Genomic DNA, 19,880 nt, shown 5'->3' on the forward strand with positions numbered 1-19,880 from the left:
CGGATTACCCAAAAATCGGCGCAAGTGACGGAGATTTCAACGTATTTGCCGTTTGAAAAACAATACAAGCAAATATCAGCATTTGTACGGCAAATCGTTGCGGCAATCTGCAGGGCTCGCCTGCGATCTCACATGACATATAGAATGATGTCATGAACCCGACCATTCTCCACCACGGCGCCCGTCACGGCGTCACCGGCTCGTGTCATCAGCTCTTCATCGAAGGCACAAACAGCCTGCTCGTCGATTGCGGCCTGTTCCAGGGTGCGGAAACGGCGCCCGACGGCCGGTCGGGTCCCGACCAGCTGGAGATTCCCTTTCCCGTGGACCACGTCGGGGCGTTGATCCTGACCCATGTCCATATCGACCATTGCGGCCGCTTGCCCTGGCTGCTGGCCGCAGGCTTCAAGGGGCCGATCCTGTGCAGCGAACCCACGGCGCGCCTTCTGCCGACCGTGCTCGCCGACGCATTCGAGATCAGCGTGACCCGCGACAAGCGCCTGGTGGAGCGCTACCTGCAGATGATCGAAGCACGCCTGCGCCCCCAGCCCTACCGCCAGTGGCACACGCTCTACCGCAGCGCCACGGCCACCTGCCGCATCCGCCTGCAGCGCGCCGGACACATCCTGGGCTCGGTCTACGTCGAGGTCGAACTGTCTGGCAGTGCCTGGCCAACGCGCCGACGCGTGCTGTTCTCGGGCGACCTGGGCGCGCCGCATGCGCCCTTGCTGCCGGCCCCGCAACCGCCATGGCAGGCCGACATCGTCGTGCTCGAGAGCACCTACGGCGACCGCGTGCATGAGGACCGCAAATCGCGCCGCGAACGCCTGCGCGCCGTGGTCGAGCGCGCGCTGGAAGACGGCGGCACGGTCATCATCCCCGCCTTCAGCATCGGCCGCACCCAGGAACTGCTGTACGAGTTCGAGGACATCCTGCATCGCCAGCGCCAGAAGCCCGGTCCCAACGCGGCGCGCTGGGCCGGGCTTCCGATCTATCTCGACTCACCGCTGGCGAGCCGCTTCACCATGCTCTACCGCGAACTCCAGCCCTTCTGGGATGCGGAAGCGAAGGCCAGGGTGCGCGCCGGCCGCGAACCCCTGAACGACGCGCAACTGGTCGCGATCGATGCGCACGACGCGCATCTCGCCAACGTCCGCCGCCTCGCGCGCAGCGGCGAACCGGCGATCGTGATCGCCGCCAGCGGCATGTGCACGGGCGGGCGCGTCGTCAACTACCTGAAGGCGATGCTGAACGATGCACGCCACAACGTGCTGTTCGTCGGCTACCAGGCCCGCGGCACGCCGGGCCATGCAATCCAGACCTACGGCCCGCGCGGCGGCCATGTCGACCTCGACGGCGAGCGCATCGCGATCCGCGCCGGCATCCACACGCTGTCGGGTTATTCGGCCCATGCCGACCGCGATGACCTCACCCGCTTCATCACCCGCATGCGCCACCTGCCCGCCGAAGTGCGGCTGGTGCATGGCGAGGACACAGTGCGCGAGGCCTTCGCCGCGCACCTGCGGCAAGCAACCGGCAGCCAGGTGCGCGTGCTGGCCTGACTACTCCATGCCCCACTTCTGCAGGCGGTAGCGCAACTGGCGCAGGGTCATGCCCAGATTGCGCGCCGCCGCCGAACGGTTCCAGCGCGTATCCTCCAGCGCCTTGAGCACCCGCATGCGCTCGACCTCGGTGTCGTGACCGTCATGCTCGACAGCATCCGCCCCAGCCGTGGAGCCAGTCTCGGCTGCGGTTGCGTCGGGCCTGGCGGTCGCAGAGGAAAAGCAGGCCGGCTGCAGGTCGATGTCGTCCGGCCCGATCTCGTCGCCTTCGCACAGCGCGCAGGCGCGCTCGAGCAGGTTCTCGAGTTCGCGCACGTTGCCCGGAAAATCATGGCGCTGCAGCGCGACCATCGCCGCCGGGGAAAGCCGGCGCGGCGGGCCGCCTTCGCGCTCGGCGACCCGGGCCAGGATGTGCTCGGCCAGCGCAGGGATGTCCTCGGCGCGCTCGCGCAGCGGCGGGATGCGCAGCGTGATCACGTTGATGCGGAAGAAGAGGTCCTGACGGAACTTGCCATCGGCCACGAGCCGGGAAAGGTCCTGGTGCGAGGCGGACAGGATGCGCACGTCCACGGGCTCCTCCGCATGTGCGCCCACGGGCCGCACGGCCCGCTCCTGGATCGCCCGCAGCAGCTTGACCTGCATGGCCAGCGGCAGCTCGCCGATCTCGTCCAGGAACAGCGTGCCGCCGCTCGCGGCCTGGAACAGCCCTTCCTTGTCGGTCGCTGCGCCGGTGAAGCTGCCCTTGCGATGGCCGAAGAACTCGCTTTCCATCAGTTCGGGCGAGATCGCACCGCAATTCACCGGCACGAAGGGGCCGTTGGCGCGCGCGCCGAGCCCATGGATGAGACGCGCGATGACCTCCTTGCCGGTGCCGGATTCGCCGTGGATGAAGACCGGCGCCTGGTTGCGCGCGAGCTTCTCGGCCTGCGCGCGTAGCTGCAGGAAGGCGGGGGAACTGCCGATCAGCGTGCGTCCGCCGGGCGCGACGACAGCAGCCGAAGGCTCGAGCTTGAGGGCATGGGTGACGAGCTCCCGCAGGCGCTTGAGCTCGACCGGCTTGGTCACGAAGTCGAACGCACCCAGCTTGAGTGCACGGATGGCGGTCTCGATGCTGCCAAACGCGGTGATGACGGCCACCGGCGTGCTCGGCTGGCGCGCCTGGATGAACTCGACGAGTTCGAGCCCGTCGCCGTCCGGCAGGCGCATGTCGGTCAGGCACAGGCGGTAGCGACGACGCTCGATCAGCGCACGTGCCTCCTGCACCGAACCGGCCGTGTCACAGCCCAGCCCCATGCGCATCAGGGACAGCTCGATCAGTTCACGGATGTCGTCCTCGTCGTCCACCACGAGGACGTCGATCGAATCGGGACGATTGCGGCGTTCGGTGACGGTCATGGTCTTTGGCGCCCGCTGAGCATGAAGTTCGCACCCGGCCCGGCTGCCGCAAGCTCCAGCGTGGCATCGTTGGCCTCGGCCAGTTCGCGCGCGATGTAGAGCCCGAGCCCGGTGCCCTTGGGATGGGTCGTGAAAAAGGGTTCGAAAAGATGTCGCCGTGTCGCTTCATCCAGCCCCGGCCCGTCGTCCCGTACGTGCAGCACGATGCGCCCGCCTGCTTGCGGCAAGGCCTGCAGCTGCACCGCGCCGGGCTTGCCCGAACAATGGCGGCAGGCATTGGCCAGCAGGTTGTCGAGGATCTGGTGCAGATGGGCACGGTCGATCGCGAAGGTCAGCGTCGGATCGATGTCGACGTCGACGATATTGTGCTCCTCCGGATGGCGGAACACGCGCTCGTCGATCACCCCGGCCACGAACGCCGCAAGCGGCAGCGCCTCGGGCAAGGCCTGTTCGCGGCGCCCGAGCGCCAGCACATCGCGAATCATGTGCTCGATGCGCAGGGCGTTGTCGTTGATGATGCGCACCAGGCGGCTCTGCATCGCGGCGCGCTTTTCGTCGGCCAGCAGCTCCGCCGCCTGGGTGACGGCCGACAGCGGATTACGGATCTCGTGCGCCATGCTGGCCGTGAGGCGGCCGAGCGCGGCAAGCTTGATCTGCTGCAGCTGGCGCTGGATGTCCTCGAAGTCGGTCAGGTAAATCAGCGTGTCGCCGGCCGCGGCGCTTCCCGGCTCGCCGCACACCGCGCGACAACGCAGCAGCCGGCCGGCCGGCCCGATGCGCAGCAGCCGGCCCTCGTCCGCATCGCAGCGCAGCAGCACCTCGTCGAAGGCCGCGTCGATGTCGGTCAGGCGACGCCCTTCGATCATCGCCGGTCCCGCCTCGCACAAGCCCAGCAGCACCGCAGCCTGCGGGTTGGCCTGCAGCGCGCGGCCATCCTGGCTGGCGACGATCACGCCGTCCTGCATGTCGCGGATGATGCGTTCATTCACCGCCTGCTGCTTGGCCAGCAGCGCGCCGCGCTCGGCGGCCAGCGAGGCGTTGTTCTGCGCGCGCAGGGCAAGCAGGCGCGCGACGAGCGCGATGCCGAAGAAGCCGGTGCAGAAGATTCCGACCTGCAGGAAATCCACCGAATGGCCGCCCACCGCCAGCCGCCACGCATTCTCGACCAGTACCGCGAGCGTGGCGATCGAGGCGAAGAACAGCACCATGCGCCCTTCGGCGACCAGCCCGGCCCCGGCCAGGATCACCATCATCAGCACCGGCATGCCGCTGCGGTAGCCGCCGCTCGCCCACATGATCACCGACAGCGCGAGGATGTCGATGATGGCCTGCAGCGCGATGACGCGATCGACGCCGAAGCGGCGCTGGGCATCGGGGAAGCCGAGCGCGAGCACCGCGGCCAGATAGCCGATGGAGATGACGTTGAAGACGAGCGGCGCTTCGTTGCCGAGGCCGAATTCGCGCCCGGCGACGACGAACAGGCCGGCGAGGAGCAGCCGGAACAGGTTGAAGTAGCGCAGCGAAAGGCGGCGCGAACGCTCCGAGGCCTCGCGCACGTCAGTCGGCACGGGGTCCGGCGATACGGTGCGCATCTGAACAGTAGAAGCGGTCGCCATCGCGCACGCCCTCCGATTCGGGGACGTTGAGGCCGCAGTGCGCGCATTCCCTGATGCGCTCCGGCGCGGCAACGGCACGCCCGCCCGTCTTGCGGCCGTTCCGGCCCGCTGCCGCAGCCCGCTCCTTGGCACGGGCGATCGCGCGCTGCACCCACCAGATACCGGCCACGACGAGGATGAGGATGAGCAGATTGCGCACGATTCAGGGGGCGAGAAGGCACTCGCGGGCTGGATTGGAACGGCCGGATTCTAACATGCGCAAGGGTTGCGCCCCCGGCAGCGGATCGGACCGAGGGCGTCAGCGGCTGCCATCGCCACGCGGTCTTTGCGACAATGCCCGATCCTTCCGCAATCGCTTACGCCATGCCCCACTTTCCTGCCCCTGTCGCATCCCGCCTGCCCGGCGTCGGCACGACCATCTTCACCGTGATGTCGCGCCTTGCGCACGAATGCGGTGCGATCAACCTGTCGCAGGGCTTCCCCGATTTCAACGCCGAGGACCTGCTGTTCGAGCGCGTCGCACACTGGATGCGTGCCGGTCACAACCAGTACGCGCCGATGGCGGGCTGCCTGCCCCTGCGCGAGGCGGTGGCTGCCAAGGTGGAGGCGCTGTACGGCACGCGCTACGACGTCGAATCGGAGATCACGATCACCGCGGGCGCCACGCAGGCCCTGTTCACCGCGGTGACGGCCTGCGTGCGGCCGGGCGACGAGGTGATCGTGTTCGAGCCGGTCTACGACGCCTACGTGCCGGCGATCGAACTCGCGGGCGGCACGCCAGTGCGCCTGCAGCTGGCCGCACCGGACTACCGGCCCGACTGGGCAGTGGTGGCCACCGCGATCACGCCGCGCACGCGCATGATCATGATCAACACCCCGCACAACCCCACGGCCACGGTCTGGACGCGGGCCGACCTCGACCACCTGGCCGCGCTGACGCGCAACACCGGCATCGTCGTGGTGGCGGACGAAGTCTATGAGCACATCGTCTTCGATGGCGCCACGCATGCCAGCTGCGCCGCCCACCCCGAGCTGGCGGATCGCAGCTTCGTGGTCTCGAGCTTCGGCAAGACCTATCACATCACCGGCTGGAAGGTCGGCACCATCGTCGCGCCGCGCGAGCTGATGGCCGAGTTCCGCAAGGTTCACCAGTTCAACGTCTTCACCGTGAACACCCCGGTGCAGCTCGCGCTCGCCGACTACATGACCGACGCCTCGCGCCACCTCGGGCTGGCGGCCTTCTACCGGGCCAAGCGCGACTTCTTCCGCGACGCGCTGGCCGGCTCACGCTTCGAGCTGCTGCCCTCGCGCGGCACCTACTTCCAGCTCGCGCGCTACACCGGAATCTCGGCGCTCGGCGACGCCGCCTTCTGCCAGCACCTGACGCGCGAGGTCGGCGTCGCCGCGATCCCGGTGTCGGCCTTCTTTGCCGACGGCCGCGACGACCGTATCGTGCGCTTCTGCTTTGCCAAGAACGAGGCCACGCTGAGTGCCGCCTGCGAGCGGCTGCTGCGCGTGTGAGCGCGCGGGACACGCTTGCCACGCACCCTTGCCCCTTACCCGCATGAACCGCCGCCCATGACCGCCCAGCCAGCCCTCACACAGCCCACCTTTGTCCAGCCGATCCCGACCCTGCGCCGCGAGGGCGATCAGGTCCTCGTCCTCGACCAGACGCTGCTGCCCTTCCGCACCGAGACACGCACGCTGCGCACCCTCGCCGATGCCGCGCACGCCATCCGCAGCATGCAGGTGCGCGGCGCGCCGCTGATCGGCGCCACCGCGGCCTACGGCGTAGCCCTGGCGCTGCTGCACGAGGGCAGCGAGGACGCCGCCCTGGGCCGTGCGCTGCAGGTACTGGGCGCCACCCGTCCGACCGCGGTGAACCTGCACTGGGCACTGGCGCGCATGGCGCGCCGCCTGCGGCCACTGGCGCGCGCCGAACGCCTCGACGCAGCCTGGGCCGAGGCCGAGGCCATCCGCGCCGACGACGCCGCGACCTGCGACGCCATCGGCCGCCACGGCCTGGCGATCATCGAACGCATCGCCTCGCGCCGCCCCGGCCCGGTACGGCTGATGACGCACTGCAACGCCGGCTGGCTGGCCACCTGCGGCGCCGGCACGGCGCTGGCGCCGATCTATGCCGCGCAGGCCGCCGGCATCGCGGTGGAGGTCTTCGTCAGCGAGACTCGCCCGCGCAACCAGGGTCTGCTCACCGAATGGGAGCTGCGCGCGGCCGGCGTGCCGCACACGCTGATCGCCGACAACGCCGCCGGATTGCTGCTGATGCAGGGCGAGGTGGACATGGTGATCACCGGCGCCGATCGCATCGCCGCCAACGGCGACACCGCAAACAAGGTCGGCACCTACCTGAAGGCCCTCGCCGCGCAGGCCGCGGCAGTGCCCTTCTACATCGCCGCGCCCCACTCCACGCTCGACTTCGCCTGCCCCGACGGCCGCGCGATCCCGATCGAGGACCGCGGCGCGGACGAAGTCTGCGTGCTGCGCGGCCTGGCCGACGACGGCACGCTGGCCGAGGTCCGCCTGGCACCGGCCAGCACGCGCGCGGCCAACCCGGCCTTCGACATCACGCCCGCAGCGCTGATCAGCGGCATCGTCACCGAGCGCGGTATCGCGGCCGCAGGCGAGCTGGCGACCCTGTATCCGGAGGCGGCACGATGAGCGCAGACAAGGAAGACGACCGGGAGGATGCCGGACTGCGCAGCGCGCTGCTCGACACCCTGCGCGCGATGGGCAATGCACGCCTGAACGTCGGCACTGCCGGCAACGCCAGCGTGCGCCTGCCCGGCGCTGCACACGCGACCGTACGCATGCTGATCACGCCCAGCGGCGTACCGGCCGAGCGTTGCCGGCTGGAGGACATGGCCGTGGCCGAAGCCGACGGCAGTTACCACGGTCCGCTCGCGCCCTCGTCAGAGTGGCAACTGCACCGCGACATCTACGCCGCCTTCCCGGCCGCGGGTGCGGTGCTGCACGCGCATTCGCCCTTCGCCACCGCACTCGCCTGCCAGCGCGTCGAGATCCCGCCCTTCCACTACATGATCGCGCGCTTCGGCGGCAGCACCATCCGCTGCGCCGCCTATGCCACCTTCGGCACCCAGGCGCTGTCGGATGCGACCGTCGCCGCACTGCAGGATCGCAGTGCCTGCCTGCTCGCCAATCACGGCATGGTGGTCTTCGGTCGCGACCTCACGCACGCGCTGGCGCTGGCGATCGAGTTCGAGACCCTGTGCGAGCAGTACTGGCGCACGCTGCAACTCGGTGCGCCCGTGCTGTTGTCGGCGGCCGAGATGGCCGAGGTGTTGGAACGCTTCCGCTGGTACGGCAAGCCGCGCAGCTGAGCGCAGCCGCCGCGTCCGGCAAGCCGCTCAGCCCGCGCCGCGCGGCGAAGCGGCCTCCAGCACGCGCAACAGGCTGGACGTATCGTCCCGCCCCCAGCCTGCCCCCATCAGCGCATTGAGCTGCTGCCACACCTGGGCGGCAACCGGCAAGGGCGCGCCAAGCCGTGCCGCCTCGTCCATCAGGAGGGCGAAATCCTTGTGATGGAGCCGTGCCTCGACCCCGGCTGCGAAATCGCGTTCCACCATCTTCGCCCCCATCACCTCGAGCACCCGCGATCCCGCCGAACCACCCGACAGCGCCGTGCGCACCGCAGCGAGATCCACCCCGTGCGCGTCGGCCAGACGCATGGCCTCGGCGCAGGCCTGGATGGCGGCCACCATGATCATCTGATTGCAGGCCTTGGCCACCTGGCCGGCACCCGGCGGGCCGATATGGACGATGCGCTTGCCCATCGCCGCGAGCAGCGGGCGTACCCGTTCAAGCACGTCCGCCTCGGCGCCCGCCATGATCGCCAGCGTTGCGTCGCGAGCCCCCTGGCCGCCACCGGACACCGGCGCATCGACAAAACCGATGCCACGCGCGGCATGGCGTTCGGCCAGGGAACGCGCCATCGCCGGCGCAATCGTGCTCATGTCGACGTGGATGGCACCGGGCGCAAAGCCTGCGGCCAGTCCATCCGGGCCGAAGGCCAGGGCGTCGACGTCCGCGCTGGCGGTCACAATGGTGATCACCACCTCGCTGCGCGCGGCCAGTTCGGCCGGCGTCGCGTACAGCGGCACCCCCTCGGCGACCAGCGCTGCTGCCGACGCCGGGCGCCGCGCCCACACCGCCAGGTCGTGCCCCGCAGCCCGCAGGTGGCGCGCCATCGGCTCGCCCATCACGCCGAGCCCGATGAATCCGACTTTCATTCGCGATGCCCTCATTCGTCCGCACTGCCGCTCATGCGCTCGAGCAGCTTCAGCATCGCGATCGAATCGTCCTCGCCCAGGCCGCTGCCGACCATGGCGTTGAACATCTGCGCCGTCGCCGCCGACGACGGCAGCGCCAGACCGAGGCGATGGGCCTCGTCCATGACGATGCGCAGGTCCTTCTGGTGCATCCAGGCCTTGAAACCGGGCTTGAAGTTTCGATCGAGCATGCGCTGGCCGTGGTTCTCCAGAATGCGCGAGTAGGCGAAGCCGCCCAGCAGCGCTTCGCGCACCTTGGCCGCATCGACGCCACTCTTGTGGGCGAAGTTGAGGGCTTCGGCCACCGCAGCCACGCCCACGCCGGTGATGATCTGGTTACAGGCCTTGGCGACCTGGCCGGCACCGGCCGCGCCAATGTGGGTGGCCGACCGCCCCATCGCCTCGAACAGGGGCCGGACGCGCTCGAACGCAGCAACATCGCCGCCCGCCATGATCGTCAGCGTCGCGTTGATCGCGCCGATCTCGCCGCCCGACACCGGGGCATCGAGCGCCGTCACGCCGCGCGCGGCCAGACGTTCGGCGAGGGACTGCGCAGCGGCCGGCGCAATCGTGCTCATGTCGATGTGGATGTGGCCGGCCGACGCGCCGTCGGCGACACCGTCCGCGCCAAGCGTCACCTGCTCCACATCGGGCGCATCGGCCACCATGCTGATCGTGACCGGCGCGCGGCGCGCAAGCTCGGCGGCGCTCGCGCAGTCACCCGCGCCGGCCTCGAGCAGCGGCTGCATCGACGCACGCCGCCGGCTCCATACATGTACCGTGTGGCCGGCCTTGATGAGGTTGAGTGCCATGGGCCGCCCCATGAGGCCGAGGCCGATGAATCCGACATCCATTGGGGTGTATCTCCTTGTCCGGGGTTCGATGCGCGACACGCGCGGCGGGCTGGCAGGGCGGTGCAAACCTGCCCATAATCGCCGCCATGAACTACGGCCCAATGATCAAGGAAATCGGACGGGGCGCCAAGGGCGCGCGTTCGCTCGACACCGCCACCGCCGCCGCGCTGTTCGGCGACATGCTCGACGGCAAGGTCCCGGACATCGAGCTCGGCGCCATCCTGATCGCCTTCCGCATCAAGAGCGAATCGCTCGACGAACTGATCGGCTTCAAGCAGGCGATGGATGCGCGCACGGTGCAGGTCGCCGTGCCCGACGGCCCGCGCTGCGTCGTCCTGCCGACCTACAACGGCGCACGCCGGCAGGCCAACCTGATGCCGCTGGTGGCGATGCTGCTGGCGCGCGAGGGCGTGCCGGTGCTGATCCAGGGCCGCCACGACTTCGAGACCCGCGTCAGTCCCTTCGAGCTGCTCGCGGCCCTCGGCCTGCAGCCGGCGACCAGCGCGGACGAGGCATCACGCCGGTTGGCGACGGACCGGCTCGCCTGCATCGGCGTCGACAAGCTGCTGCCCGGACTCGATCCGCTGCTGGCGCTGCGCACGCGCATGGGGGTGCGCGCCAGCGGCCACACCGTCGCCAAGCTGCTCGACCCCTGCCGCAGACGCAGCGTGCGCGTGGTTGCCGTGACGCATCCGGAATATCTCGAGCGCATGGATGCCTTCCTGCGCGTCGATGGTGGGCGGTCGATGCTGCTGCGCGGCACCGAGGGCGAGATCTATGCCAATCCGCGACGCTGCCCGGAAATGCAGGTGTATGTCGACGGCAAGGCGTCGATCGGCGTGGCGGGCGAGGATGGCGGCGCGCCGCCGCTGGCCGGGCTGCCGGATGCACCATCGGTGCGCGAAAACGCCGAACTCATCCACGCCATGCTGCGCGGAGAAGCTGCCATCCCCGCGCCCATCCTGGCGCAGGTGGCGACGCTGAGGAAACTGGCGACCGCCTGAGCGACATTCATTTCAACGGATCGACCCCGGAGGCAGCACATGCACACACCGGATCAGCGGCACTTTGCCCGCATCCAGTTCCACCACGGCGCACAGCTTCTCCTTGACGGCAGGCGTACGGGCTGCGAAGTCGTTGACCTGTCGCTCAAGGGCGCGCTGCTACGGCCGGAGCAGGCGCTCGCGGTGGCGACCGGGGCAGTCTGTACCCTGGAGCTCGTACTCGACGACGGCGATTCGGTGGTGCGCATGGAAGGGTCGGTCGCCCATGCCGAAGCGGACCGCCTGGGCCTGGTGTGGTCCTCGATCGACATCGACAGCATCACCCATCTGCGCCGACTGCTCGAACTGAACCTGGGCGACGCAAGCCTGCTCGAGCGGGAGTTCGTCGCGCTGCGACGCGAGTGATCGCAGCGCTGACGTCGACACCGCCCGCGGCAGTCAGGTGGCGAGGCGGCCGGCGCGGTAATCGGCCACCGCCTGGTAGATTTCCTGCTCGGTGTTCATGACGAAGGGCCCGTACTGCGCGATCGGCTCGTTCAGCGGACGGCCGGCGATCAGCAGGACGCGGGTGTCGGGTCCGGCCACGATATGCACACCGTCGCTGCCCGCGTCGTTGGCGAGGATGGCCATGCGCCTGGCCGGCACCCGCGTGTCGCCCAGCGTCAATTCGCCACGATAGACATAGACGAAGGCGTTGTGCCCCGCAGGCAGTGCCTGCGTGAAGCACGCACCGGCCGGCAGGTGCAGGTCGAGATAGAGCGGCGCGGTGGTTTCGCGCGTGACCGCCCCGACGACGCCGTGGCTTTCGCCCGCGATGACCGTGACCTCGACGCCCTCCCCGGTCGCGAAGCGCGGCAGCTCGTCACCCGCGAAATCACGGTACCAGGGGGCGCACAGCTTGTCCTTGGCCGGCAGGTTCAGCCACAACTGGAAGCCTTCCATCAGGCCTTCTTCCTGCTGCGGGATCTCGGAGTGGATCACCCCGCGCCCTGCCGTCATCCACTGCACGCCGCCGTTCTCCAGCAGGCCTTCGTGGCCAGCGCTGTCACGGTGCCGCATGCGGCCGGCGATCATGTAGGTCACCGTCTCGAAGCCGCGATGCGGATGGTCAGGGAAACCGGCGATGTAGTCATCTGCCCTGTCGCTGCCGAAGGCATCGAGCATCAGGAACGGATCGAGCCGACGCTGCAGCGGCTGGGTCAGCACACGGGTGAGCTTGACCCCCGCGCCATCCGAGGTGGCCTGGCCGGCGACGAGACGCTCGACGTTGCGCGGGCGGATGACGGTTTCGGTGGGACGGATGGACATGACGGCTCTCCTCGAGTCGGGACGGGTATCGGAAATGTGCCGGGCACCGTGGCGCCCGGCCTCATCCTGGTGGGACGGCTGCCCGGCGATCAGGCCAGCGCTGCGGCCATGTCGGCCTCGGCTTCGGCAAAGCCCTGCTGCGCCGCGTCCTCGCCCATGTTCAGGCCTTCAGCATAGACAAGGCGAAGGTCGGTCATGCCGAGGAAGCCGAGCACGGTCTGCAGGAAGGGGGTCTGCGTGTCGGCCGGCGTGCCACGGTAGCGGCCACCGCGGGCGAAGGCGAGGATGACCTTCTTGCCCTTGATCAGGCCTTCGGGGCCGTTCTCGGTGTAGCGGAAGGTGACGCCGGCGCGGGCGATGGCATCGATCCAGTTCTTCAGCTGAACCGAGATGCTGAAGTTGTACATCGGCACGCCGATGACGATGACGTCGGCGGCCTGCACCTCGGCGATCAGCGCATCGCTCTGCGCGACGCGGGCGGCCTGTTCGGGCGTACGCTGCTCGGCCGGGGTGAACAGGGCGCCGAGCGCGGCTTCGTCGACCACCGGGGCGGGATTGCGGGCCAGGTCGCGCAGTACCAGCTTCGCCTGCGGATTGGCGACCTTCAGGCGGGCGACGATGTCGTTGGCGACACGGGTGGAGTTGGCGCCTTCACTGCGGGCGCTACCGTTGATCTGCAGGATGTTCATGTTCGCTCTCCGAGGGGGCTGTTGAGGTCCGGGTCTTGTTCCAGGACGGTGATGAGAGTCTAATCGTGCCGACCATAATCATTAACCCACCTTTATGCGCAACATTGTCCCGCAGGCGGAACAATACGACCCCAACGACCTGCTGATCTTCGCCCGCGTGGCCGAAGGCGGCAGCTTCACCGCCGCCGCCGAGCGCCTTGGCCTGCCCAAATCGACGGTTTCGCGGCGCATCTCGCAGCTCGAAGAACGCCTCGGCGAACGGCTGATGCTTCGCACGACACGCCGCCTGACGCTGACCGAGTTCGGCGAGGCGTTGCTGGAGCACGCGCGCCAGGTCGCGAGCGAGATCGACGCGGTGAAGGCGCTGGCCGAGAGCCGACAGGCGCGTCCGAGCGGACGACTGCGGGTGTCGATGCCGAGCGACTTCGCCAACCTGCTGCTGACCGACACCCTCGCGGCCTTTTCGGCGCTGCATCCCGCGGTGTCGCTGGAACTGGATCTGTCGCCACGTCGGGTGGACCTGCTGGGCGAGAACTTCGACGTGGCCATCCGCATGGGCGAGCTGCCAGACGACGCCTTGCTCGCCGCACGCCGCCTGGCCGTTTTCCCCAACGGGCTGTACGCCTCACCCACCTATCTCGCCGAGCATGGTGAGCCCGACCGGCCCGAGGTGCTCAACACGCACCGGGCGCTGCGGCTGCTGGCTCGGACCGGCGAACCGGTCGGCTGGACGCTCATACGCGGTGAGGACCGCTGGCAGGGCACGCCGCCGGGCAGCATTACGGCGAACTCGCCCGAGTTGCTGATCCGGTTGGCCCGGGGCGGCGCCGGCATCACCGCGGTGCCGGACTACTTCGCCGAACCCTATGTGCGCCGGGGCGAACTGCGCCGCGTGCTGCCGGACTGGTGCCTGCCCTCGCACAGCGCCTGGGCGGTGTTTCCAGGCCGCCGGCTGATGCCGGCCAAGACGCGCGCCTTCCTCGACATGCTGCAGACCGCACTGGGAACCTCTGCCGGCACGCCGCGCTCCGAGGGAGCATGACCTACAATGGGCGCCCGCCCTGGAATGCGAAACACGATGCCCCTGCTCCAAACCCTGCTGCGCCTGCCGGCGCGCGTGCTCTACCTCGCCCTCTTCGTCACCGCCATCGGGCTGCTCGGCTTCGGTCTCTATCTGCAGCACGTCAAGGGTCTCGAACCCTGCCCGATGTGCATCATGCAACGCTATGCCTTCCTCGGCGTCGCCCTGATTGCGCTGGTGGGTGGGCTGCACGGTCCGGGGCAGACCGGCAGCCGCGTCTATGCGGGACTGATCGGCCTGGGTGCGCTGACCGGCGGCAGCATCGCCGCGCGCCAGACCTGGATGCAGCTGTACCCGCCCGAAATCCCGGAATGCGGGCCCGGGCTGGAGTTCATGCTGGAGAGTTTTCCGCTCGGCGAGGCGCTGCCGATGATCTTCCGCGGCGCAGGCGATTGTGCCGCCATCGACTGGACCTTCCTCGGCCTGTCGATCGCCAACTGGTCGCTGGTGACCTTCTCGGCGACCGTGGCCTTCGCGCTGTGGATGCTGGTCCGGCGTGAGCCGGCCCGCTGAGGCGCGCCCTGAGGCGCGAACCCTGATCTGAACCGCCGCGCCGGACTTAATCGACCACGCGCACGATCCGCCCGCCGATCTCGTACCGGCCATCACCGAGGGCGTTGCAGCGGATCACTTCGAGCTTGGTGATGAGCGGCGGCCGGTCGGGCGTGGGCGACCCCTGCGGCCCGAGCACCGCAACGTCGATGACTTCGTTGCGCCCCGGCACATAGGCCGCATGCAGCGTCATTCCGCCGACCCCGATCTCGACGCAGACCGCATCGACCCGTTCGCCGTTACGCAGCGCGATGAAGGCGGGACAGCCCAGCGGCAGCCGCCGGTCGAGGCGTCGATCCTGGTACGGCGGAATGTCCTTCATGTTCATGTGCGTACGGGGCAGATCAGAATTACGCGATTCTAGCGCCACCAGCCGCCAGCAGCGCTGCCGCGCGCAGGGCTTTGCGCGCCGGCGTGCACAACATCACGCCGTGCGGGCGCATCCGGCCCGCCTCAGCTCGAACAACTTGCCTTCTCGTCCTTGACGCCGAGCTTGTGCAGGATGTTCACCAGCGGGCACAGGCCGGTGAAGGCGCTCTGGAACAGGTTGGCGCCGACGAAGGCGGTGAACCACAGGAAATGCTGGCTGACGAACAGCGGCGAGGCCTCGACGCCGAGCGCGAGCGAGATCAGGACAAAGCCGCCGGCGAAGGCGCGGACGTATTCATTGGTGGTCATGCGGAGTTCTCCTCGGGGTTTTGCAGGCGGGCGATGCGGCCGCGCATGGCCGCGTAGTACAGGACCGGGATCACCACCAGGGTGAGCACGGTGGACACGAAGATGCCGAAGATCAGGCTGATGGCCAGACCGTTGAAGATCGGATCGTCGAGGATGAAGATGGCGCCGATCATGGCCGCCAGCGCGGTGAGACCGATCGGCTTGGCGCGTACGGCCGCGGCGCGGATCAGCGCCTCGCCGAACGCCATGCCCTCAGCCACCTGCTGATTGACGAAATCCACCAGCAGGATCGAGTTGCGCACGATGATGCCGGCCAGCGCGATCATGCCGATCATCGACGTGGCGGTGAATTGGGCACCGAACAGCGCATGGCCGGGCATGACGCCGATGATGGTGAGCGGGATCGGCGCCATGATGATCAACGGCACCAGATAGCTGCGGAACTGCGCCACCACCAGCAGGTAGATCAGCACCAGGCCGACCGCGTAGGCGGCCCCCATGTCGCGGAAGGTCTCGTAGGTGATCTGCCACTCGCCGTCCCACTTGAGCTGGTAGCCGGCGTAGGGATCGTCGGGCTGGCGGATGAACCATTCGCCGAGCGTGCCGTGCAGCCCCGGCGCGCCCTCCAGCGCCATGCCATTGACGCGCGAACGGATGTCGAACATGCCGTACAGCGGCGAATCGAGCTTGCCGCCCATGTCGCCGGTGACATAGACCACCGGCAGCAAGTCCTTGCGGTACAGGATCTGCTCGCGCCGCGTTTCGGCGACCTGCACCAGTTCGGAGATCGCGATCAGCTTGCCATCGCGGGCACGCACCTGCATCGCCAGCAGGTTGCCGACCTCGGACTGGCGTACCGCCGGCAGCTGGATACGCACCGGGATCTCGTACTTGTTGTCGCCGCCATGCACCGGGGTGACGTTCTCGCCCGACAGGCCGAGGCGCACCACTTCGACGATGTCGGCCTGCGCCACGCCCATGCGCGCGGCCTTGGGCTGATCGACGCGCAGCACCAGCTTGGGCGCGTCCTCGTCCACCGTGTCGTCCACGCCGACGATGTCGGCAGTCGACTCGAACGCCGCGCGCACGCGCCGGGCCACCTCGAGCTGGCCGTCGTAGTCCGGGCCGTAGATCTCGGCGACGATCGGCGACATCACCGGCGGACCGGGCGGCACTTCCACCACCTTGGCGTTGCCGCCGTTGCGGCGCGCGATCTCGGTGACGGCCTCGCGCACCGACACTGCGATCTCGTGGCTCTGCCGGCTGCGCGCGGTCTTGTCGACCAGATTGACCTGGATGTCGCCCTGCTCCGGCGCGCTGCGCAGGTAGTACTGGCGCACCAGGCCGTTGAAGTTGATCGGCGCAGCGGTGCCGGCGTAGGACTGCCAGTCGGTGACCTCGGGCACGGTCGCCAGGTGCGCGCCGATCTCGTTGAGCACGCGCGCGGTGTCCTCGACCGGCGTGCCCACCGGCATGTCGAGCACGACCTGGAATTCGCTCTTGTTGTCGAAGGGCAGCATCTTCATGACCACGAGCTGCACCACCGGCAGCGCCACCGAGGCGCCGATCAGCGCCAGCACCCCGAGCCACAGCATCAGCCGGTTGCGGGCGCCGCGCTGCGCGTCGAGCATCGGCGTCATGATGCGGCGGAAGACGCCGTCGAGGCGCCGGGTCATCTTGTCCTCGCCCTCGTGGTGATGGGCATCGACGCCCTTCAGCATCTTCTGCGCCAGCCAGGGCGTCACGACGAAAGCCACGACCAGCGAGATGAACATCCCCATCGAGGCGTTGATCGGGATCGGGCTCATGTAGGGCCCCATCAGACCGGTGACGAAGGCCATCGGCAGCAGCGCCGCGATCACGGTGAAGGTGGCGAGGATGGTCGGTCCGCCGACCTCGTCGACCGCCTTCGGGATCAGCTGCCACAGCGGCGTGTCGGGCTCGAGCGTGTGCCAGCGGTGGATGTTCTCGACCACCACGATGGCGTCGTCCACCAGGATGCCGATCGAGAAGATCAGCGCGAACAGCGACACCCGGTTGAGCGTGAAGCCCCAGGCCCAGGACGCGAACAGCGTGGCGGCCAGCGTCAGCGACACCGCGATGCCGACGATGATCGCCTCGCGCCGGCCGAGCGCGAAGAACACCAGCGCCACGACCGCGGCGGTGGCGAAGGCGAGCTTGCCGATGAGCTGGTTGGCCTTGTCGTTGGCGGTCTTGCCATAGTCGCGGGTGACGGTGACCTCCACGCCTTCCGGGATGAGGCTGCCGCGCAGCTTGTCGAGGCGCTGCATCGCCGCCCGGGCGACGTCGGCGGCGTTGGCACCGGGCTTCTTCGACAGCGCGAGCGTGACCGCCGGGAACAGGCCCTGCTGCGCGATGCCACTCTGCTCCGCCGCGGCGCCGGTGCCGAACCAGACGTACTGCGAGGGCTGGTCCGGCCCGTCGCTTACCTCGGCCACGTCCCGCAGGAACACCGGCTTGCGGTCCTCCACGCCCACCACGAGCTTGCGCACGTCCTCTGCCGACTCGAGGTAGGTGCCGGTCTGCACCAGCACCTCACGGTTGCCGGACACCAGGCTGCCCGCCGGTTGCGAGGCGTTGGCCAGTTGCAGCGCGCCGCGCAGGTCCTGCGCGGTGATGCCGTGCGCGTTCATGCGCTCGGTGTCCATGTTCACCCGGATCACATGGCCGGGGCCGCCAATGGTGGCGACGTCGCGCGTGCCGGGGATGCGCTTGAGCTCGGTCTCGGTGGCGCGCGCGACCTGCTGCAGCTCGAAGCCGGCGCGCTCGATGTCGGCCGTCCAGAACGTGAAACTGACGATGGGCACGTCGTCGATGCCCTTGGGCTTGATCAGCGGCGTTCCCACCCCCAGTTGCGGCGACAGCCAGTCGGCGTGCGAATGCACGGTATCGTAGAGGCGGACCAGCGCCGTCTGGTTGGGCACGCCCACCTCGAACTGCACCGTGATCACCGCCATGCCGGGGCGCGACACGGTATAGACATGCTCCACGCCAGCGATGCGCGACAGCACCTGCTCGGCCGGTCGCGCGACGAGCGCCTCGACGTCGCGCGCCGAGGCCCCCGGGAAGGGCACCAGCACGTTGGCCATGGTGACGTCGATCTGCGGCTCTTCTTCCTTGGGCGTGATCAGCGTGGCGAAGATGCCGGCCAGCAACAGCACCAGAGCCAGCAAGGGCGTGATCGCATTGCGCTGGAACGCGGCCGCGATGCGGCCGGAAATGCCGAGGCGGTTTTCCATGATCGCCTCCCGGCTCAGCGCTCGGCCGCGGCCGCGCGGGCCTGGATGCCGGCCTGCACCGGATCGAGTGCCAGCGTCTCGTCGCCCTTGAGGCCGGACAGCACCTCCACCGTCTCGCCACCCTGCAGGACACGGCCAAGGCGAATCTGGCGCAGCGCGAAACCGTCTTGGCCGGCAGCGACATACACCGCGGTGAGTTCGCCGCGACGCAGCACCGTCTTGGCCGGAATCACGAGCGGCTGCGATGCGAGCGGCAGGACTGCAGCGGACTGGAAGTGAACGCGGGCGAAGCTGCCCGGCAACACGTTGCCGGTACTGCCCGGCAGATCGACGCGGACCCTGACGGTATGGGTGCGCGCATCGGCCGCCGGCAGCACGGTGATGGCGGCCGCCTCGATCAGGCGGCCATCCGACAGCTCCACGCTCGCCTTGAGCGGTCCGTCGCCCAGCAGCGCGAGGCGCTGGGGCGCCAGGTCGGCGACGGCGCGCATCTGCACAGGATCGTAGACCGTGAGCAGAGCCCGGCCGGGCTGGGCCATTTCGCCGGCCTCGATGTGGCGCTCGGCGACCAGACCGTCGAGCGGCGAGTCGACCGTGGCATAGCCCTGCACCGTCGACGCCTGCACGCGCGCCGCGCGCGCGGCACGCACCTGGGCCTCGGCCGCTTCGAAGCGGGTGCGAACGGCATCGAGCGCCGACTGGCTCAGGAACTTGCGCTCGACCAGGCTGCGGGCGCGGTCGTATTCGGCACGCGCGTTGATCAGCGCGGTCTGCGCCTGGGCGACATTGGCATCGGCCGCCGCCACCGCCGCACTGGCCTCTGCGGGGTCGATGCGCAGCAGCACCTGCCCCCTGCGCACGCGGTCACCGGCATCGACAGCAAGTTCCACGATGCGACCGGGCACCTGCGCTGCCAGCGTGGACTGGCGCACGGCCTCGATGCTGGCTTCCGCCGCCAGGCTGGCCGCCTGCACGCGGGACTCGATACGCACGGTCGGCAGCTCGGCGTGCGCCGACGCGATCGCGAGCACGCCAGCGAGCGCGAAGCCCGCACGCGCAAGCATGGGAATCAGGGAGATCTTCATGCGCATAAGTATATGCTTATATTTATGAAGATCAAGCACGTAGCAGAGCTACGCGCGCCCAGCGCAGTCAGCGCTCAGGAAACGCAGCTGCGCGCGTAATCGGCCATTGCGGCGACAACCGGTTCGGCCTCGCCGGCCGCCGTCGCGAGCGTGATCGCGCACTGGGGATGCGCCTGCCGCACCTCGTCCAGCAGCAGCGGCAGGTCGCGCTTGAGGTGGCCGCCCTGCGCCAGGAAGATCGGCACGACCGCAATGTGGCGCGCTCCGGCGGCCGCCAGCGTGGCGACGGCCTCGGGCAGCGTGGGTTGCATGAACTCGAGGAAGGCGAGTTCAACCGGAGTCGCGTCGGGCTGGGCGAGCATGCGCTCACGGATGCGCCGCATCGGTCCGGCCCATTCGGGATCGCGCGCACCATGGCCGAACAGCACCACGGCAGAAGATTCGGTAGGCGAGGTCTGGCTCATGCTTCAACTCCGGTCAAAGTGAGCT

The 19,880-nt window shown here is 69.0% G+C and carries 20 protein-coding genes; 8 read left to right on the forward strand and 12 right to left on the reverse strand.

From position 1 onward, the window contains the following. The first annotated feature begins 152 nt into the window (after positions 1–152). A complete protein-coding gene (locus AC731_RS11335) occupies positions 153–1,562 on the forward strand; it encodes an MBL fold metallo-hydrolase RNA specificity domain-containing protein (protein WP_048706141.1) in 1,410 nt (469 codons plus the stop codon). On the opposite strand, the gene AC731_RS11340 is transcribed toward AC731_RS11335, so the two are convergent. The 3 genes from AC731_RS11340 to AC731_RS11350 are packed head-to-tail and all read right to left on the reverse strand — an operon-like array spanning position 1,563 to position 4,772. Next, positions 1,563–2,957: a sigma-54-dependent transcriptional regulator gene (locus AC731_RS11340; RefSeq protein WP_048706143.1), complete on the reverse strand. Its 1,395-nt coding sequence runs from the start codon at positions 2,955–2,957 to the stop codon at positions 1,563–1,565. It lies immediately after the preceding gene. Beyond that, positions 2,954–4,549 (reverse strand): sensor histidine kinase, encoded by a 1,596-nt coding sequence (locus AC731_RS11345; protein ID WP_048706145.1) that lies wholly within the window; start codon positions 4,547–4,549, stop codon positions 2,954–2,956. The genes AC731_RS11340 and AC731_RS11345 overlap by 4 nt, the downstream gene beginning before the upstream one ends. After that, a complete protein-coding gene (locus tag AC731_RS11350) occupies positions 4,515–4,772 on the reverse strand; it encodes a PP0621 family protein (RefSeq protein ID WP_048706148.1) in 258 nt (85 codons plus the stop codon). Before AC731_RS11350 ends, AC731_RS11345 begins: the two co-directional genes overlap by 35 nt. 164 nt (positions 4,773–4,936) lie before the next feature. On the opposite strand from AC731_RS11350, the gene AC731_RS11355 reads away from it, so the two are divergent. The 3 genes from AC731_RS11355 to AC731_RS11365 are packed head-to-tail and all read left to right on the forward strand — an operon-like array spanning position 4,937 to position 7,932. Beyond that, positions 4,937–6,094, forward strand: coding sequence for a pyridoxal phosphate-dependent aminotransferase (locus AC731_RS11355; RefSeq protein ID WP_048706150.1), 1,158 nt, complete (start codon positions 4,937–4,939; stop codon positions 6,092–6,094). Positions 6,095–6,151: 57 nt separating this feature from the next. Next, positions 6,152–7,252, forward strand: a complete 1,101-nt coding sequence (mtnA, locus tag AC731_RS11360) for an S-methyl-5-thioribose-1-phosphate isomerase (protein WP_048706153.1) — start codon at positions 6,152–6,154, stop codon at positions 7,250–7,252. Beyond that, positions 7,249–7,932, forward strand: coding sequence for a class II aldolase/adducin family protein (locus AC731_RS11365; RefSeq protein ID WP_048706156.1), 684 nt, complete (start codon positions 7,249–7,251; stop codon positions 7,930–7,932). The genes mtnA and AC731_RS11365 overlap by 4 nt, the downstream gene beginning before the upstream one ends. A gap of 27 nt (positions 7,933–7,959) precedes the next feature. Here the strand turns inward: AC731_RS11365 and AC731_RS11370 are convergent, their stop codons facing one another. Both AC731_RS11370 and AC731_RS11375 read right to left on the reverse strand, forming a co-directional pair. After that, positions 7,960–8,841: an NAD(P)-dependent oxidoreductase gene (locus AC731_RS11370; protein ID WP_048706158.1), complete on the reverse strand. Its 882-nt coding sequence runs from the start codon at positions 8,839–8,841 to the stop codon at positions 7,960–7,962. A gap of 11 nt (positions 8,842–8,852) precedes the next feature. Next, complete coding sequence (locus AC731_RS11375) at positions 8,853–9,734, reverse strand: NAD(P)-dependent oxidoreductase (RefSeq protein ID WP_004258354.1); 882 nt, start codon at positions 9,732–9,734, stop codon at positions 8,853–8,855. 86 nt (positions 9,735–9,820) lie between these two features. On the opposite strand from AC731_RS11375, the gene ybiB reads away from it, so the two are divergent. Together ybiB and AC731_RS11385 are read left to right on the forward strand one after the other, a co-directional pair. After that, positions 9,821–10,738, forward strand: a complete 918-nt coding sequence (ybiB, locus tag AC731_RS11380) for a DNA-binding protein YbiB (RefSeq protein WP_048706162.1) — start codon at positions 9,821–9,823, stop codon at positions 10,736–10,738. A 39-nt stretch (positions 10,739–10,777) separates the two neighbouring features. Further along, the gene (locus AC731_RS11385) at positions 10,778–11,143 is read left to right on the forward strand and encodes a PilZ domain-containing protein (RefSeq protein WP_048706165.1); all 366 of its coding nucleotides are present in this window, start codon (positions 10,778–10,780) and stop codon (positions 11,141–11,143) included. Between the two features lie 33 nt (positions 11,144–11,176). On the opposite strand, the gene AC731_RS11390 is transcribed toward AC731_RS11385, so the two are convergent. Beyond that, a complete protein-coding gene (locus AC731_RS11390) occupies positions 11,177–12,046 on the reverse strand; it encodes a pirin family protein (protein WP_048706167.1) in 870 nt (289 codons plus the stop codon). A gap of 89 nt (positions 12,047–12,135) precedes the next feature. Then, complete coding sequence (locus tag AC731_RS11395) at positions 12,136–12,735, reverse strand: FMN-dependent NADH-azoreductase (protein ID WP_048706170.1); 600 nt, start codon at positions 12,733–12,735, stop codon at positions 12,136–12,138. 94 nt (positions 12,736–12,829) lie between these two features. Here AC731_RS11395 and AC731_RS11400 point away from each other — a divergent pair, with 94 nt between their 5' ends. Together AC731_RS11400 and AC731_RS11405 are read left to right on the forward strand one after the other, a co-directional pair. After that, entirely contained in the window at positions 12,830–13,777 is a 948-nt protein-coding gene (locus tag AC731_RS11400) for a LysR substrate-binding domain-containing protein (protein ID WP_048706172.1), read from the forward strand. A 36-nt stretch (positions 13,778–13,813) separates the two neighbouring features. Further along, complete coding sequence (locus AC731_RS11405) at positions 13,814–14,329, forward strand: disulfide bond formation protein B (protein ID WP_048706175.1); 516 nt, start codon at positions 13,814–13,816, stop codon at positions 14,327–14,329. Between the two features lie 46 nt (positions 14,330–14,375). On the opposite strand, the gene AC731_RS11410 is transcribed toward AC731_RS11405, so the two are convergent. The 5 genes from AC731_RS11410 to AC731_RS11430 form a co-directional block, all read right to left on the reverse strand. Beyond that, complete coding sequence (locus AC731_RS11410) at positions 14,376–14,696, reverse strand: hypothetical protein (protein ID WP_004258327.1); 321 nt, start codon at positions 14,694–14,696, stop codon at positions 14,376–14,378. 125 nt (positions 14,697–14,821) lie between these two features. Continuing rightward, positions 14,822–15,046, reverse strand: coding sequence for a YgaP family membrane protein (locus AC731_RS11415; protein ID WP_004258324.1), 225 nt, complete (start codon positions 15,044–15,046; stop codon positions 14,822–14,824). Then, entirely contained in the window at positions 15,043–18,306 is a 3,264-nt protein-coding gene (locus tag AC731_RS11420) for an efflux RND transporter permease subunit (protein ID WP_048706178.1), read from the reverse strand. The genes AC731_RS11415 and AC731_RS11420 overlap by 4 nt, the downstream gene beginning before the upstream one ends. A 14-nt stretch (positions 18,307–18,320) precedes the next feature. Then, the gene (locus AC731_RS11425; protein ID WP_048710050.1) at positions 18,321–19,391 is read right to left on the reverse strand and encodes an efflux RND transporter periplasmic adaptor subunit; all 1,071 of its coding nucleotides are present in this window, start codon (positions 19,389–19,391) and stop codon (positions 18,321–18,323) included. A gap of 74 nt (positions 19,392–19,465) precedes the next feature. Beyond that, a complete protein-coding gene (locus AC731_RS11430) occupies positions 19,466–19,855 on the reverse strand; it encodes a sirohydrochlorin chelatase (protein ID WP_048706180.1) in 390 nt (129 codons plus the stop codon). Positions 19,856–19,880 lie beyond the last annotated feature (25 nt).

Source organism: Thauera humireducens (assembly GCF_001051995.2).
Classification (GTDB): Bacteria; Pseudomonadota; Gammaproteobacteria; order Burkholderiales; family Rhodocyclaceae; genus Thauera; species Thauera humireducens.

Excerpts from the sequence above, each read along its gene's own strand:
- AC731_RS11335 (WP_048706141.1), top strand. The coding sequence starts at position 153 with ATGAACCCGACCATTCTCCACCACGGCGCCCGTCACGGCGTCACCGGC.
- AC731_RS11340 (WP_048706143.1), bottom strand. The coding sequence starts at position 2,957 with ATGACCGTCACCGAACGCCGCAATCGTCCCGATTCGATCGACGTCCTC.
- AC731_RS11345 (WP_048706145.1), bottom strand. The coding sequence starts at position 4,549 with ATGCGCACCGTATCGCCGGACCCCGTGCCGACTGACGTGCGCGAGGCC.
- AC731_RS11355 (WP_048706150.1), top strand. The coding sequence starts at position 4,937 with ATGCCCCACTTTCCTGCCCCTGTCGCATCCCGCCTGCCCGGCGTCGGC.
- mtnA (WP_048706153.1), top strand. The coding sequence starts at position 6,152 with ATGACCGCCCAGCCAGCCCTCACACAGCCCACCTTTGTCCAGCCGATC.
- AC731_RS11365 (WP_048706156.1), top strand. The coding sequence starts at position 7,249 with ATGAGCGCAGACAAGGAAGACGACCGGGAGGATGCCGGACTGCGCAGC.
- AC731_RS11370 (WP_048706158.1), bottom strand. The coding sequence starts at position 8,841 with ATGAAAGTCGGATTCATCGGGCTCGGCGTGATGGGCGAGCCGATGGCG.
- AC731_RS11375 (WP_004258354.1), bottom strand. The coding sequence starts at position 9,734 with ATGGATGTCGGATTCATCGGCCTCGGCCTCATGGGGCGGCCCATGGCA.
- ybiB (WP_048706162.1), top strand. The coding sequence starts at position 9,821 with ATGAACTACGGCCCAATGATCAAGGAAATCGGACGGGGCGCCAAGGGC.
- AC731_RS11385 (WP_048706165.1), top strand. The coding sequence starts at position 10,778 with ATGCACACACCGGATCAGCGGCACTTTGCCCGCATCCAGTTCCACCAC.
- AC731_RS11390 (WP_048706167.1), bottom strand. The coding sequence starts at position 12,046 with ATGTCCATCCGTCCCACCGAAACCGTCATCCGCCCGCGCAACGTCGAG.
- AC731_RS11395 (WP_048706170.1), bottom strand. The coding sequence starts at position 12,735 with ATGAACATCCTGCAGATCAACGGTAGCGCCCGCAGTGAAGGCGCCAAC.
- AC731_RS11400 (WP_048706172.1), top strand. The coding sequence starts at position 12,830 with ATGCGCAACATTGTCCCGCAGGCGGAACAATACGACCCCAACGACCTG.
- AC731_RS11405 (WP_048706175.1), top strand. The coding sequence starts at position 13,814 with ATGCCCCTGCTCCAAACCCTGCTGCGCCTGCCGGCGCGCGTGCTCTAC.
- AC731_RS11410 (WP_004258327.1), bottom strand. The coding sequence starts at position 14,696 with ATGAACATGAAGGACATTCCGCCGTACCAGGATCGACGCCTCGACCGG.
- AC731_RS11415 (WP_004258324.1), bottom strand. The coding sequence starts at position 15,046 with ATGACCACCAATGAATACGTCCGCGCCTTCGCCGGCGGCTTTGTCCTG.
- AC731_RS11420 (WP_048706178.1), bottom strand. The coding sequence starts at position 18,306 with ATGGAAAACCGCCTCGGCATTTCCGGCCGCATCGCGGCCGCGTTCCAG.
- AC731_RS11425 (WP_048710050.1), bottom strand. The coding sequence starts at position 19,391 with ATGAAGATCTCCCTGATTCCCATGCTTGCGCGTGCGGGCTTCGCGCTC.
- AC731_RS11430 (WP_048706180.1), bottom strand. The coding sequence starts at position 19,855 with ATGAGCCAGACCTCGCCTACCGAATCTTCTGCCGTGGTGCTGTTCGGC.